Raw genomic sequence first — 14,952 nt, 5'->3', positions numbered from 1 at the left:
CAAAATAAAATCTTTAATTTTACAGAAAAATTTTTCATCATTCATAGAAATATTACGAAAGAATTTTATTGTGGAATGGATATTACTAATTCTCTGGCTTGGAATAATTAATGGCGGACTTGGCGGACAATATATTCTCAACTGGATGGGCAATCAACCCGAATTTACAGGTGGAAGTAAAGTTGATATTTCTCCCGGTGTGATGACATGGTGGAGGGAAATTTCTAAACTTGCCTGGGCTTTTATTGCAGTTGTCATCGAACTGATACGAGGGAAGGAAATGAAATATTTGTGGCCCGGCTTTCTTTCTCTATCAACAATAATTATTTGTGCATTCACCGGAGTAATTGAAAACATCGGCTTCTTCTACCTCCCCCGTTACTATTCCCCGCATATTTTTGCTCCTTATGTAAATGTTTATCTTGCTTTCCTTCCCTTTTTGGGAAAGATTCTTTTTAATGCTCCAATACGAAAGGAACACTGGATTGGAATCGGGCTTGTTATTTCAGGACTTGCCGTTCCACATATTCCCTGGCTTCTTGGCTTGGCAAACGAAAATACTAACGCACTTGATGCTGAAGCTATTTTGTGGATAGTAATAATAAATGGATGCTTGCTTTCGCAGCAAGTTTTAAATAATAAAACTGTGCAGACAGCTAAGATGGGGGTGGGACCAAATGCACTCGTCTTCTGGCGTGAAATATGGAAAATGATTTTCATCTCATCTGCAATTTTTCTTATTCCGGTACTTGGCAATTTCTTAAATGTGAATATGCCAGCGAAAATAGAATCCAAAACCTTTAACACTGAAGTATTAAATAAAGTTGATGAAAATAATAAAAACTACCTTCTTCAATTTTATACTGAACAAAATAATTTCTATGTGATGCAAGAAAATGTTTCCGAAAAAGATCAGTCAAAAATCAAAAGTATTTTTATCTCCGTTGGCTATAATAGATTTTTTGCATTGTTTGATGGAACTATTTTTCCAAACAACTGGCTTCCCATTTTATTTGTTATTGCGGCAGGATTAACCGGCTACATTTACAGCTTTGGATTTTTCAAACTTTCAAAATTCGCTGCACATTTTTGGGTACCCTATACAAATGTTTACCTGGCACTGCTGCCATTTATTATGCTCCTCTTCGGTAAAGAAGTTACAGGATATCAGATCGCCGGGGCAGTAGTTGTTACAGCCGGTTTAATGGTGGGTGTAATGGATTACAGTAAAAACAAAGTTGTTGAGATAAATAAACGGGGGTAAAAGGAACTGAGAGGGATTGGGTTGTTTTACATTAAACGAAAAGGCAGCTTTGCTTGGTTAAGCAGGGCTGCCTTTTTTAGATGAGATTTTATTTCATTTAGTCGGGTGGCTTTCTTTTAAACGGGATGCTTTTTTCAATGCTTCTTTTAAAAGAAATTCCATTTGCGCATTAATACTTCTTAAATCATCAGCCGCCCATTTTTCAAGCGCTGCATAGGTATTAGCATCTAATCTTAATAAGAATTTTTTCTTTTCACTCATTTGATTTTTTATTCAACAATCCGATCTTAAAAAAAATTAATGAACTGCACGCCGGTTTGATTCGAGAATTTTGTACCATATCAGCATCACGACCCAGGGATGTTTATCAAGAAGTTCGGATTTTTTTTCAATCACAACTTCTGCTTTTGTTCCTTTCAGTAAACGAATTTTAGCCGAGATTCCTGTTTTAATTGAAATAAGTAAACCATCGGAGGATGAGCTAATCTGGAATAGCGATTTCCACAAATTGTATTTGCAATTTAGCTTTTCACCTTTTGGCAGTTCGATCACTCCTTCCCTTCCCCAAAAGCTGCTGCGATATATCGCAAACGGCAGGTCGTTATCTTTTTGAAAAACCTGAAGAGTTGATCTCCAGACGCTTGCTTTTTTTATCTTCCACTTTCCCTCAAAACCCTCCACCTCCGCTAAGGAGCTGAATGTTTTGGGATAGTGCATTTTTAGAAGCAATTCATTATCCGTTCTTAATTCAAAAATTCTTTTAAATATTGACGGTTGAACTATCCGGAAGTTCATTCCAATGTAATCAGAAAATAATTTCATAATATTATTTTATTGATAAAGCGTCCCTGTGTTGATAATAGGCTGAACTTCAGATTCAGAAACGAGCGCAACCATCAGGTTATTCACCATAGTTGCTTTTTTATCTTCATCAAGCTGAACTATTTTTTGTTCGCTTAAAGCCTGAAGAGCCATTTGAACCATGCCCACAGCGCCTTCAACAATTTTTTGACGGGCGGCTATTATTGCTTGAGCCTGCTGGCGGCGCAGCATTGCTTGTGCAATTTCGGGTGCATAAGCAAGATGACTTATTCTCGATTCAAGAATTTCAACACCCGCAATTTCCAATCTTGTCTGAACTTGCTTTTTCAAACTATCTGCAATTTCAAGCGGACTTCCGCGAAGCGAGGCTTTATCTTCCTCGTTTACATCATAAGGAAATTCCGAAGCAAGTGCACGAATTGCTGTTTCACTTTGGATTGCTACAAATTCTTCGAAATTCTGTACATCAAAAATTGCACGAGCCGAATCTACCACACGCCAAACAATTACAGCCGCAATTTCTATCGGGTTACCGTGCAGATCATTCACTTTTATTTTTTCGCTGTTAAAATTTCTGATCCTCAGAGAAATATGTTTTTTTATAGTGAATGGATTAACCCACCAAAAACCGGACGTATCAATTGTGCCGGTATATTTTCCAAAGAAGATCAATACTCTCGAGTCATTTGGCTGCACAATAAAAAAACCACCCATAAGAATGAACAAGATTACTGTTAGCGGAATGAATATCCAGAGAATTGAAGTCTCTTCTGTCTTAATTCCCTGAACAAGTAAATAAATATTTAAGACCCATAATGCGATGAACAAAAACAAAATAATAAAGCCATTAATCTTATTGGCTGGCTTTTCTGTAACTGCTTTCATTTTTAGAAGTCCTTTCATTATTAAAATTCTTTTTAATTGCTATCACAATGATATCATATCAATATCACAAAGTCAAGCCCATAAAAAAAATATTTTGGTTTGTCCCAACTGCTCTTTCTTCTTTATATTGAAAATAAAAATGGAGTAAATTTGAATCAGAGCAATCAGTCTAACGAAAAGAAAAAGGGTTGGAATTTTCCGCGTGCATTTTGGACTGCAAATGCAGTAGAGCTTTTCGAGCGAGCTGCGTACTATGCGGTATTTATCGCTATTACACTTTATCTTTCGCGTGTAGTTGGTTTTGACGATATAGAAGCCGCATGGATCGGAGGAATTTTTCTGCTGGTTTATATTTTTACCCACCTTTACAGGCGCATTAGCTGATAAAATTGGGTTTAGACGAGCTATTCTGCTTGCCTTTAGCTTGCTTTCAATAGGATATTTTTCATTGGGTGCTCTTCCATATAAACCGGTTGTACTTCCTTCGCTGGTCGTATTAATGTTTGGCGGTTCTTTTATTAAATCAATTATCACGGGAACTGTTGCTAAAACAACAAACGAAGAAACGCGCGCGCGCGGCTATTCTATTTTTTATGGAATCGTAAACGTGGGGGCATTCCTCGGCAAGACATTTGCATACCCTCTTCGGATTGAATGGGGGCTCGAATCAATTAATTATTATTCAGCATTCATGTGCTTCATTGCTTTGATTGTCGTTTCTATTTTTTATAAAAATGTTAATACCGAAGGTGAGGGAAAAACATTGAAACAGGCTTGGACCGGGTTGGTTAAGATAATGACTAATACTCGCTTGATCCTACTGATTTTTATTGTTACTGGATTTTGGATAATTCAGCAGCAGCTTTATGCAACCATGCCGAAATATGTTTTACGAACAGTTGGAGAGCATGCTTCGCCTGAATGGATTGCAAACGTTAATCCATTTGTTGTTATGACAATGGTGGTGTTTATCACAAATCTCATGAAAAAAGTAAAAGCTGTTTCGTCAATGCTTGTTGGAATGCTGCTTATGCCGTTATCTGCATTATTAATGGCTTCAAGTCCTATTCTTGAATCTATCACCGGGCAGTCTGTTCCGATATTGGGAATATTCACGGCGCATCCGATTACAGTTATGATGATTGCGGGAATTGTAGTTCAGGGATTAGCAGAGTGTTTTATCTCGCCGAGATATTTAGAATATTTTTCTCTTCAAGCTCCAAGGGGGGAAGAAGGTTTATATCTCGGGTTCAGTCACCTTCATTCTTTCTTCTCTTCAATACTTGGGTTCGGAATCTCCGGTTATTTATTAACGGCATACGTTCCCGATCCGGTTGGACTTTCTAAAGAGCAGCTTTTGCATGCTTATGACCACGCATATTATGTCTGGTATTACTTTGCAGCAATTGGATTGACAGCCGCATTAGCGTTGATCATTTATAGAAGAATTTATCGTATAAAATAATCTTTAAAATAAAAAGAGACGGTTAGTGCCGTCTCTTTCTTAAAAATATAAACTAATAATTTTTACTTTTCAGTAGAATCGTCAGTTGTTTCTTTTTTAACATCAATTTGAGGGGCTTCAGTATTGCTGTCTTTAGTTTCTTTTAAGTCTTTCATTTTCTGGCGCTCTTCTTTTTTCTGTTTCATTTCTATCTGATGCTGTTCTTTATTTTCTTTTCTCTGTTTCATTTCTTCAGTTATAACCTTCTTCTTTTCCTGTCTCTCTTTTTTCATTTGCTTGTACAGTTCAGGATTAGATTCTTTCAATTCTTTTCTGTTAACATCTGTGGTTGTTTGAACTTGAGTTTCCTTAGTTCCGAGAGTAGTACTCGAAACATTTTCTTTGCTTGTTTCTTTTTCCTGTAAAACCTGATCGGTAGTTGCATCAGTTTTAGTTTCAGTTGTCTTTACTTCTTGAGCAAAGAGATTAGAAATTCCGAAAGTAAAAAAGAAAACAAATATTGAGAGCAGAATGGCTGATTTGTTTTTCATTTGAACGTCTCCTTAATATGATTTGATAATATTGATTTCTTATAAAACAATTTTTGTCGAACGGAAAATATCTTTAACTAACTAACATGTCAACTACTATTTTATTGCACTGAAGTAAAAATTTTACACCGAAGTGTTTTATCTCTGTTTTCGCGTTAAATTTCAACATTATAAATTAATTTTATAAGAAATGAACAGAAAAAAACTATCTCAAATATTTATTTACCCGATTAAATCACTTGGCGGAATTTTACTTTCTACCTCAATTGTTGAGGAGCGAGGGCTCAAACATGACAGGCGCTGGATGCTTATTGATGAAAATGATTCATTCCTTACCCAAAGACAGTATCCTCAAATGGCATTACTTAATGTTAAAATCGAAGGAGAATTTTTAATCGTTTCACTAAAGAATAATGAAAGGGAAAAAATATCACTGCCCCTGTTTTCATCATCAAAAAAAACATTGAAAGTAAAAATCTGGGACGATACTTGTACCGCAGAATTAGTCAGTCAGGAAGCAGACAATTGGTTTTCCGAAATATTAAATATTAAGTGCCGGCTTGTTCAGATGCCGGAATCAACCAAAAGACTTGTTGACCGCCAGTATTCCCCCGCAGAAAATTTTGTAAGCTTTGCTGATGGCTATCCATTCCTTATTATAGGTCAGGCTTCTCTCGATGATTTAAATGAAAAACTACCCCAGCCTTTAGTAATAAACCGTTTCAGACCAAATTTTGTTTTTACTGGCGGCGAACCCAATGAAGAAGATAACTGGAAAAAGTTTAAAATCGGCGAGGTTGTTTTCTCTGCATTAAAACCTTGTGCCCGCTGTGTGATCACCACAATTGATCAGGAGACTGCGGCGAGGGGAATTGAACCACTTGCTACACTTGCTTCATACAGAAAGAAAGAAAATAAAGTCCTATTCGGAATGAATTTAATTTGCCACTCAACCGGCACAATAAATTTAGAAGATGAAATCACTTTTTTATAAAACTAAAAGCATTCAATTTGTTAAATGACCAAAAATTTAATTTTCTTTTCAATATTTTTTTTCGTTAAATAAGATTTGTGTAAGTCAAGAAAACTGGACCGAACTATCTGCCATTACCGACTGGAATTTGCGTTCTGTTTCTTTTATAGACTCATTAACAGGTTGGGCTTGCGGTGATTTTGGAACAATAATAAAAACTTCGGATGGCGGCAAAAGTTTCGTTCTGCAAAACTCCGGTACGACAAGTTTTATATTTGATATTTTTTTAGAGACAAAAACAATGGGTTCGCTGCAGCTCTTAAAGATGATTTTCCCTTCGGAACAAGAATTTTATCAACTACTAATGGGGGGAGTGATTGGATTAAACAAAACTATCCGGAGGATAATTTCTTTTTTAATTCAATTTACTTTGTTGATTCACTCGTTGGTTTTATGGGCGGTACTACGATTGTCCGAACCTCAAATGGAGGTGAAACATGGAACGAAGTGCACATTGATTCAAATCTTATTTCCGGGCTTCCTGTTGAAGAATTTAGATTTTATAATAATCAGCTTGGTTTTGCTTGCGGCGGTTTTCTTGATGTTGCCGGCGTTGTCTGGAGAACTACCGACAGCGGTTTAAACTGGACTGCATCCGGTGTAGGTCCCGATCCCGTTTTCAGCATAAATGTTTTAGATTCATTAAACATAGTTGCCTTAGCCGGTGATCCTGAAGGCTTATTCGGTGTCGGACGCATCCTTTCTTCTGATGGTGGAGAAACCTGGAGCTTTACCACACTTGATTTTTTCGGACTTGCGCTCGGTTCGGATTTTCGAAATAAATCTGAAGGCTGGTATGCCGCCGGTTATAATTTCTTTTATACCTCTGATAGCGGAATTAACTGGGGAAAAATTTCTGCCGACAGCAACAAATTAGTTTATGATCTTATATTCACTGATGAATACACAGCCTTTGCAGTTGGTGACAGCGGGCAGGTATGGAGATATAAAATCATAAAGATCGATAGTGGGGGAATAGTTTCTCCCGCTAATTTTATTCTTTATCAAAACTATCCCAACCCCTTTAACCCGACAACAAAAATAAAATACACAATTCCAACCTCCCCTCAATCCCCTCCATCGCAAGGAGGGGAAGCGAAGCAGGGGTGGTTTACTGTTTTAAAAATCTATGATGTTCTTGGCAATGAAATCGCAACACTTGTGAATGAACAGCAGCATGCCGGTACTTATGAAGTTGAATTTAACACACAACAAACCACGAACAACAAACAATTACCCAGCGGAGTATATTTCTATCGTTTGAACATCGGTTCATTCGTTGAGACCAAAAAACTTATTTTGCTTAAGTAACCCGCCGCAACCCCTCCGCTTAAAGCAGGGGGTAAAGTGATGAGTGAGATGAAAGTTTATCTATTCATATTGGTTACGAGTCAATATCATTTAGATATCTGCAGGCGAATCAGAACTCACTACAACTGTTTTTAATCTCCATTACTCAAATTCGGCAGCAGAAAATGATATTCGATTTGATAAAATCAAAACTAGGGCTTTCTATTTCCGCCACAAATTCCCTACACACCAGCAACAATTAACGCCCAATACCCCTTGAAAATACTCTAAAAAGACAGGTTTTTACCAACTGTGCTACGGTTGCCCCTAACTTTTGGACGGTTGGCGATAACCGTCGGAAACTGAGCCCCGACCGTCATACGGGGGAAGCCCCCCATGCCACGGTTGCCTCAAACGCCGTCTTGTCGCAAGGTAACCGTCACACGGGGGAAGGCAACAGTGCGACGGTTGGTCTACCCCATCTCACGGTTGCCGTCAACCATACATCGGGGCTTACAAACCCGGGCGCGTTGCCACCCCCCGTAGCAGCGTTGGCGCCGACCTTTACACCGTTGGACAGGTAATTTTTATCCTCAGCCGGTAATATTTTACCTGCCTCATCTGCTTTCAAATTTTTTTTCAATTACGTTAGACAAAATTATGATTTTTCTTCCCTCGTTCTTCTCAAGGTAAATCATTAATTAGATTTTCAATTAAGATTTTCTTAAAGTTGAGTAAGCAAATCAAAAACTTTTCAGGTGAATTATGAAAGCCAACAAACTAACTGCTGCTGCATTTTTTCTTTTTTCATTCGCATCCGCTTCAATCCTATTTCTTATTCCTCAAAATGAAAATGAAGTAACGGAAGAACATCAATCGGGCGCTAAAGTTGCGCTTGATTTATGGACGCAAAAAGAGCCTACCCATTCCCGGATATTCCCGCAGATAAATATTACTCCGCTTATGAATATTCAAAAACATTTTTACAGCCTGCAACAAATCAACTCCAATCTTATCAATGGCAGCAAATCGGACCGCACAATATCGGCGGAAGAACACTTGATGTCGAATTCAATCCGCAAAATCCCAATACAATATTTGCCGGCTCTGCAAGCGGCGGGTTGTGGAGAAGCTACTCCGCCGGTGTTGGTGCACTTGCGTGGGAATATGTTCAAACCGGTTTTCCTGTGCTCGGTGTAAGTTCTATTGCAATTGCGCCGAACGATTCAAACACAATTTATATCGGAACCGGGGAGGTGTATGATTATCAAAATGCTCTCGGCGGCGAAATTATTCGCACAACAAGGGGGAGTTACGGAATCGGTATTCTCAAATCAACCGATTATGGTTTGACATGGCAGAAAAGTTTAGACTGGTCATACAATCAGCAAAGGGGTGTGGAAGAAGTTGAAATTGATCCGAACAATCCTTCAATAATTTGGGCTGCAACAACCGAAGGAACGTACAAATCAACTGACGCCGGACAAACATGGAATCTGGTTCATAATATTTTGATGGCTTTCGATATTGTAATAAACCCGACCAATAGTAATATCGTCTATGTTACTTACGGAAATTTTTTCAGTGCAGGTCACGGAATTTATAGAACAACAGACGGCGGTACTTCGTGGCAAAAACTTACCAACGGGCTTCCAGCTTCATTTGGCGGAAAAGCTTTGCTGACAATTTATAAATCTGATCCTCAAATTCTTTTTGCAAGTATTGGAAATGGAAGTACAGGCAACGGAACCTGGCTGTGCAAAACAACAAACGGCGGGGATAACTGGACGATTGTCAACACAACAGATTATTCAACATACCAGGGATGGTATTCACACTGGGTGGGTGTAAATCCGACAAATTCAAGTCTTGTGATTACTGGAGGAATTGATGTTTGGAAATCAAGTAACGGCGGAAGCAGTCTCACTAAAAAAACCGATTGGTCAGCGTGGTATTTCGGAACAACCCCTCCCGGCGGCCCCGAAGGTCCGCCGTACTATGTTCACGCCGATCAGCATTCAATTACTTATCATCCGACTAATCCCAACATAATTTATTTTGGAACTGACGGCGGGGTTTTTAGAACGCTCGATGGCGGGGAGAATTATGAGGGCTGCAACGGCGGCTATCAAACAACTCAATCTTACAATGGGTTTTCTTCTTCCTTCGATCAGCCAAATATTGCAATCGGAGGGATGCAGGATAATGCGACAGCAATTTATGAAGGCACAGTTGCATGGCGAAGAGTGATCGGAGGTGATGGCTGCTGGACAGGAATCAACTCACAAAACACAAATATTATTTACGGAACCTACCAATACTTAGGTTTGCAGAGGTCAACCAATCTTGGCAATTCATGGAGTTACATTGCACCAAATGCAAACGATCCAGGATTTCTCGCCCCCTTTATGGTTTGTCCTTCCAATCCGGTTGTACTTTATGCGGGCAGCAAGAATGTTCACAAGAGCACCAATCAGGGAAACAATTGGATAACGATGAATGGGAATCAGATGCTTGACGGGAATCAAATTTTATCCATGGCGGTTTCTTACAACTCAACTGATACGTTATACGCAGGTACTGCCCCAATCAACAGTCGTGCGAATGTGTTTGTTACTTTCAATGGGGGAACTACTTTTCAGAATATCACCGGCTCTTTGCCCGACAGATATATTGATGATATCGCAGTTGATCCGCAAAACGCTGCGATTGTTTATGTTGTGTTTTCCGGATTTGGAACCTCCCACCTTTTTAAATCTATCAATGCCGGGCAAAGTTGGATTGATATCGGTGCAGGCTTGCCGGATGTTCCTGCAACAGCAGTTGTAGTTGATCCACTAAATTCTAATGTAATATTTTTTGGCAATGATCTTGGAGTTTATATTTCGCTGGATGGGGGTAATAATTGGATTGAATACCAAAGTGGAATGCCCGATGCAGCAATGATTACTGATTTAAGCATCTCACTTCCAAATCACAGAATAAGGGCGGTTACTCATGGAAGGGGTGTGTTTGAAGCTGATATTGACTACACAGTTCCGGTTGAACTTGTTTCTTTTAATGCTTTTGTAAATAGGGGCAATGTGAACCTTGAATGGAAGACTTCAACAGAAACGAATAATAATTTATTTGAAATAGAAAGAAGGCAGACAAATAAGTATGATTGGAGTGTTATTGGCTTCAGGAAAGGCGCCGGCACCACTACGGAAGCAAAGAGTTATTCTTTTATTGATGAAAATCTTTCAGCAGGAGATTATCAATACAGATTAAAACAAATAGATTTTGACGGCAGTTTTGAATATTCTAATATCATTGATGTTGAAATAATCTCGCCATCCGGTTTTGTCCTTGCACAAAATTATCCCAATCCGTTTAACCCGACAACGGAAATAAAATATACAATCTCCTTTGTCACCCTTCGATGGCAGAGCCACAGGCAGGCTCAGGGTGACATATTGGTTTCTTTAAAAGTTTATGATGTTTTAGGAAATGAAGTAGCCGTTCTTGTAAACTCACCGCAGTCTGAAGGAAATTATGAGGTCAAGTTTGATGCAAGCAAGTTAAGCAGCGGAGTATATTATTATCAACTGAAGGCAGGAAATTTTGTCGAAACTAAAAAAATGATTTTGCTTCGTTAGAATTGTCATTAAAAGGGACTTCTGAAAAATTCCAAATGTCATTCCCACGAAAGTGGGAATCCATTTTTTAGTTTATTTTAGCATGGTAGATACCCGCTTTCGCGGGTATGACATGCCGTTTTTGTGATTTTGCGTAACTTCAGTTAAGTAAAAAAACTTTTTATTCTTTTAGTCAATGGATAGAAAAAGACAGCAAGCTTTCTAATTAATTCAGGAAGTTGTTCGTTTAGTTTTGCATCGAACTTCCAATTACTCACGGATATTCTATCCTTCATAACCTCCGGATGGGAATCTGTAAACAATTTTAAATTACCAAGGTCATCATAATTTATTGTGGAGGAGGCAAGCTGCTTAACAACCTCATCAGTGTGGTAAAGTTTGTGAAAATCAATTCTCTTTGTCATTAAAGTATCGGGTGGACGAACCCAACCGTAATGATAAATTTCTGCATCAATATCAACCGCTTTAACCGGTGTTGTGTCTTTGTGACGAAAATTCATTGCGTCCCCCCACGATACAATGTTTCTGCTATTTTTAATTATTCTAACTTCTTTAATATACCACTTCCGATAATTGTCCTGATAATAATCATAGCTACCGTAAAAATGTTTGTAGCGAAATCTTAATCCTTCAACTTCATTATTATCCAAATAATTTTTCATTGAAGAAAGAACGGGGGGGATATATTTTTCGTGCAGTACTTCGTCCGCCTGGATGTAGAAACACCAATCGCCTGTGCAATGCTTTAGTGCCTGGTTTGTTTCGATTGATAAAAGCTTACCCCCCTCTCGCAAAGACATATCCCATTTTCGGCTGATGATTTTTATTTTATCATTTTGAATTGATTGAACAGCAGACAAAGTGCCGTCATCAGAATCACCGACATTAACAATTAGTTCATCGCAAAGAGGAAGAATAGAAAGGATAGCTTCCTTAAAAGGATAAAAATATTTTACGCCGTTTCGGACAAGCGTGAAGCCGCAGACTTTCATTTATAGCTTGAACTGCATATTGTAAAGTTTTTTATAAAGTCCATCCTGGCCAATCAACTGATCGTGGCTGCCTTGCTCGACTATCTCACCATTATTGATGACAATAATTTTATTTGCATTTTTAATTGTTGAAAGCCTGTGGGCAATTACGATTGATGTTCTTCCTTTCATTAATCTTTCAATCGCCTGCTGAACAAGCAGTTCTGATTGGGTATCAAGAGAAGATGTTGCTTCATCAAGAATAAGGATGGGGGGATTTTTCAACAGAGCACGTGCAATTGATAAACGCTGCCGCTCACCGCCGGAAAGTTTAACGCCGCGGTCACCGATGATAGTATCGTAGCCTCTTTCCATTTCATTTATAAAGTCGTGTGCATTCGCTGCCTGTGATGCTTCGATAATTTTTTCGAGACCGATCTCTTTCATTCCATAGGCAATATTATTTCTAATTGTATCATTAAAAAGAATTGTCTCCTGCGTTACGATTCCCATTAATGATCGAAGTGAAGTGATTTTTATTTTTCGTATGTCAGTATCATCAATAAGTACAGAGCCGGATTCAGTATCGTAAAATCTTGGGATTAAATCAACGAGCGATGATTTTCCTGCGCCGCTTGGACCGACAATTGCAAGTATCTCCCCCTTATTAATTTTTAGATTAATATTTTTTAGAATGAGATCGCTTTTTTCGTAACGAAAGCTTGCATCTTTAAATTCAATGCGGCTCTCGAATGATTTTAATTCAACAGCATCGGGTGAGTCAAATATTTTAGGTTTGGTATCGAGGATGCTGAAAACTCTTTCTGATGCTGCGATACCTTCCTGAACACTGTTGAACATTTGTCCGAATAATTTTATCGAAGGCATCATCTGAAAGAATATTCCGAGATAAACGAAGAACGCTCCCGGTGTCATTGAGCTTTTCCCGGTTACAATTTCGCTTCCAATGAAATATAGAATGATGGTGATTGTAACAACGCCGATGAATTCAGTGATTGGTGCTGCAAGGGCACGCCTTCTAACAAGGCTTGTAAGAATGGAAAAATAATTTCTCTCACCGTCGCGGAATCTTTTTATTTCGTATTCTTCCATCCCGAATGCTTTTACAATTCTCATAGCTCCGAAAGTTTCATCAAGGATTGAAGTGATGTCGGCAATCTGCTCTTGTGAGCGAATGCTTTTTCGTTTAAGTGAATCGCCAATCTTTGCCAGTACCAGACCGGTAACAGGCAGCAAAGCAAAAATCAGCAACGTCAGTTTCCAGTTGAAGATCATCAGCACGATAGAAAATATTATTATCAACGGGGGGTCACGGAAAATACTATTGATGACAGCGATCATCGAATCTTTAATTATTTGGACATCGTTGATGATTCTTGAAATTAAAATTCCTTTTTTCTCTTCGGTAAAATATCCGAGTGAAAGTTTGTGAAAGTGCGTGTAAAGCTGCAAACGAATGTCCCGGATAATCCCCTGCTCGGCAATTGACATAAAATAAGTTTGCAGATAAGAAAAAAGATTTTTTAAAAAGAAAACGATGACCATCAAAACACAGAGATAAATTACAAGCTCGCTTTTAGTGTACTGCGAGACGATTTCACTCAGCTTGTAAGATAAAAATTCGCGCAGGTCGAGAATGCTGATATTATCTTTGTGTACAAACTCCACCGGCGCCTGATTGAAAAGAAGATCAATGAACGGCATTATCAAGCCGATGGAAAATAAACTGAAGAGTACAAACAGCAGCATAAAAAAGTTTGCCAGCATCAGTGGTTTGATATACGGTCTAAGGTATTTAAAGAAGCGCCGGAATGTTTTCATTTACAAATAATCAAATTGTTTCTGCAAAGATAATTACTAAGGTGTGAAAAAAGTAACCTTCGGGTTTTCGCCGGGAAGTTTACCTGTCGTTTTAAATCAAGTGAATTCTTTTTTTAGTTCTTCAAGTTTTTGACTGAAGGCGTGAAGTTTATCGTAGGGGATATCTTTAGCCATATCACGCAATTCGTATGGGATGGAGACTTTGAATAATTTCGCAAGGGGTGGGTTGGATTCGAGTAATTTTTCGTCATCGGGGATCCACTCGATAATGTCGTTGGGTGTGCACTTGAGTGCGAGGCAAAGTTTTTCGAGTTGTTTAGCGGTGAGGTTTTTGAACTTACCCGAGCAGATTCTGTAAGCAGTTTGGCGGGGAAAACCATTCTTCATTAAAAAGCCGACGGGGTGGTTGATGATGCGAAGTTTAAGCATTTGCGGTATTGTGAATTTGAGCATAAGCACCTCTATAATTTTATGGAAAATTTTTAACGAAAATTAAAAAGAATAAGAACCAAAGACAAGTTAATATAAACGGATGGCAATAATATATAACCGGATAGAATTTTACTCTTTCAAGATGGGAAATTACTTTAATGGAATAGTAAAATTATTTAACTTAATAGCAAAATTATTTTAAATAATAGCAAAAATTTTTAACTTAATAGAAACTTACATTAAAATAATAGCATTTTACATTTAATAAATGAGAATATACTTTTAAAAGATAGCAATTTACTATTAAATAATGGAAAGAATATTTAACCAGATGGGGCTATATTTTTATAAAAATGTTAAAATAGAGTGATTTAGAGGTTTAATTGCTGTAACTGGTTGCAGGATGGTACGCTGATCTTTATGATCTGTTATGATTTTTTATGATTGTTGAATTGATGAATTGTTAAATTGCTGAATTGTTGAATTGCTAAATTGCTGAATTGTTAAATTGTTGAATTGCTGAGTTCAATTTTTCATTATTCATTTTCCATTGTTCATTATAAAGTCCAGCCCCACCACATTTGTCCCCGGGATGCCTCGAGCGGTGACGTAGTAGTTCGCAACTGAATCAGATACGCTTGAATTAAGATTGTAAACAACTAAGACATTCTCCGGTCCTGGAATATTGGCATAAGTTTGTGCCTGTACTTCTGCTATCTTACAGCATTGAAGAAAGAGAACTGCAATCCAAAGGAATTTTTTCATTTTATTTCTCCTAAT

The 14,952-nt window shown here is 38.0% G+C and carries 12 protein-coding genes and 2 pseudogenes; 6 read left to right on the top strand and 8 right to left on the bottom strand.

The window, feature by feature from the left end:
• The first annotated feature begins 70 nt into the window (after positions 1–70).
• Positions 71–1,264, top strand: a complete 1,194-nt coding sequence (locus tag IPH11_08875; GenBank protein MBK6913765.1) for a hypothetical protein — start codon at positions 71–73, stop codon at positions 1,262–1,264.
• A 93-nt stretch (positions 1,265–1,357) separates the two neighbouring features.
• On the opposite strand, the gene IPH11_08870 is transcribed toward IPH11_08875, so the two are convergent.
• Genes IPH11_08870 through IPH11_08860 form a run of 3 tightly spaced genes read right to left on the bottom strand, consistent with a single transcriptional unit; the run spans position 1,358 to position 2,971 of the window.
• A complete protein-coding gene (locus IPH11_08870; GenBank protein ID MBK6913764.1) occupies positions 1,358–1,525 on the bottom strand; it encodes a hypothetical protein in 168 nt (55 codons plus the stop codon).
• A 36-nt stretch (positions 1,526–1,561) separates the two neighbouring features.
• Positions 1,562–2,086 carry a hypothetical protein gene (locus IPH11_08865; protein MBK6913763.1) on the bottom strand — a complete coding sequence of 175 codons (525 nt, stop codon included), beginning with the start codon at positions 2,084–2,086 and terminating at the stop codon, positions 1,562–1,564.
• Between the two features lie 9 nt (positions 2,087–2,095).
• Entirely contained in the window at positions 2,096–2,971 is an 876-nt protein-coding gene (locus IPH11_08860; protein MBK6913762.1) for an SPFH domain-containing protein, read from the bottom strand.
• 150 nt (positions 2,972–3,121) lie between these two features.
• Between IPH11_08860 and IPH11_08855 the strand changes: the two are divergent.
• Positions 3,122–4,436, top strand: a pseudogene (locus IPH11_08855) (MFS transporter).
• Between the two features lie 62 nt (positions 4,437–4,498).
• Here the strand turns inward: IPH11_08855 and IPH11_08850 are convergent.
• Positions 4,499–4,966: a hypothetical protein gene (locus IPH11_08850; protein MBK6913761.1), complete on the bottom strand. Its 468-nt coding sequence runs from the start codon at positions 4,964–4,966 to the stop codon at positions 4,499–4,501.
• A gap of 190 nt (positions 4,967–5,156) precedes the next feature.
• Between IPH11_08850 and IPH11_08845 the strand changes: the two genes are divergently transcribed.
• From IPH11_08845 to IPH11_08830, 4 genes and pseudogenes are all read left to right on the top strand, one after another.
• The gene (locus IPH11_08845) at positions 5,157–5,960 is read left to right on the top strand and encodes an MOSC domain-containing protein (GenBank protein ID MBK6913760.1); all 804 of its coding nucleotides are present in this window, start codon (positions 5,157–5,159) and stop codon (positions 5,958–5,960) included.
• A gap of 327 nt (positions 5,961–6,287) precedes the next feature.
• A pseudogene (locus tag IPH11_08840) lies at positions 6,288–6,596 on the top strand (hypothetical protein).
• Between the two features lie 27 nt (positions 6,597–6,623).
• On the top strand, positions 6,624–7,310 hold the full coding sequence (locus IPH11_08835) for a T9SS type A sorting domain-containing protein (protein ID MBK6913759.1): 687 nt from the start codon (positions 6,624–6,626) through the stop codon (positions 7,308–7,310).
• A gap of 881 nt (positions 7,311–8,191) precedes the next feature.
• The gene (locus IPH11_08830; protein ID MBK6913758.1) at positions 8,192–10,927 is read left to right on the top strand and encodes a T9SS type A sorting domain-containing protein; all 2,736 of its coding nucleotides are present in this window, start codon (positions 8,192–8,194) and stop codon (positions 10,925–10,927) included.
• A gap of 143 nt (positions 10,928–11,070) precedes the next feature.
• On the opposite strand, the gene IPH11_08825 is transcribed toward IPH11_08830, so the two are convergent.
• The 4 genes from IPH11_08825 to IPH11_08810 form a co-directional block, all read right to left on the bottom strand.
• Positions 11,071–11,919: a glycosyltransferase gene (locus IPH11_08825; protein ID MBK6913757.1), complete on the bottom strand. Its 849-nt coding sequence runs from the start codon at positions 11,917–11,919 to the stop codon at positions 11,071–11,073.
• Positions 11,920–13,740: an ABC transporter ATP-binding protein gene (locus IPH11_08820; GenBank protein MBK6913756.1), complete on the bottom strand. Its 1,821-nt coding sequence runs from the start codon at positions 13,738–13,740 to the stop codon at positions 11,920–11,922.
• 96 nt (positions 13,741–13,836) lie between these two features.
• The gene (locus IPH11_08815; protein MBK6913755.1) at positions 13,837–14,127 is read right to left on the bottom strand and encodes a helix-turn-helix transcriptional regulator; all 291 of its coding nucleotides are present in this window, start codon (positions 14,125–14,127) and stop codon (positions 13,837–13,839) included.
• A gap of 585 nt (positions 14,128–14,712) precedes the next feature.
• Positions 14,713–14,937, bottom strand: a complete 225-nt coding sequence (locus IPH11_08810) for a hypothetical protein (protein MBK6913754.1) — start codon at positions 14,935–14,937, stop codon at positions 14,713–14,715.
• Between the last annotated feature and the right edge of the window lie 15 nt (positions 14,938–14,952).

Source organism: Ignavibacteriales bacterium (genome assembly GCA_016709155.1).
Taxonomy (GTDB): domain Bacteria; phylum Bacteroidota; class Ignavibacteria; order Ignavibacteriales; family Ignavibacteriaceae; genus JADJEI01.
The sequence above is the reverse complement of the archived record's forward strand: the minus strand, read 5'-3'. Positions and strand labels throughout refer to the sequence as shown.

Excerpts from the sequence above, each read along its gene's own strand:
- IPH11_08870 (MBK6913764.1), bottom strand. The coding sequence starts at position 1,525 with ATGAGTGAAAAGAAAAAATTCTTATTAAGATTAGATGCTAATACCTAT.
- IPH11_08865 (MBK6913763.1), bottom strand. The coding sequence starts at position 2,086 with ATGAAATTATTTTCTGATTACATTGGAATGAACTTCCGGATAGTTCAA.
- IPH11_08860 (MBK6913762.1), bottom strand. The coding sequence starts at position 2,971 with ATGAAAGCAGTTACAGAAAAGCCAGCCAATAAGATTAATGGCTTTATT.
- IPH11_08850 (MBK6913761.1), bottom strand. The coding sequence starts at position 4,966 with ATGAAAAACAAATCAGCCATTCTGCTCTCAATATTTGTTTTCTTTTTT.
- IPH11_08845 (MBK6913760.1), top strand. The coding sequence starts at position 5,157 with ATGAACAGAAAAAAACTATCTCAAATATTTATTTACCCGATTAAATCA.
- IPH11_08830 (MBK6913758.1), top strand. The coding sequence starts at position 8,192 with ATGGACGCAAAAAGAGCCTACCCATTCCCGGATATTCCCGCAGATAAA.
- IPH11_08825 (MBK6913757.1), bottom strand. The coding sequence starts at position 11,919 with ATGAAAGTCTGCGGCTTCACGCTTGTCCGAAACGGCGTAAAATATTTT.
- IPH11_08820 (MBK6913756.1), bottom strand. The coding sequence starts at position 13,740 with ATGAAAACATTCCGGCGCTTCTTTAAATACCTTAGACCGTATATCAAA.
- IPH11_08815 (MBK6913755.1), bottom strand. The coding sequence starts at position 14,127 with ATGAAGAATGGTTTTCCCCGCCAAACTGCTTACAGAATCTGCTCGGGT.
- IPH11_08810 (MBK6913754.1), bottom strand. The coding sequence starts at position 14,937 with ATGAAAAAATTCCTTTGGATTGCAGTTCTCTTTCTTCAATGCTGTAAG.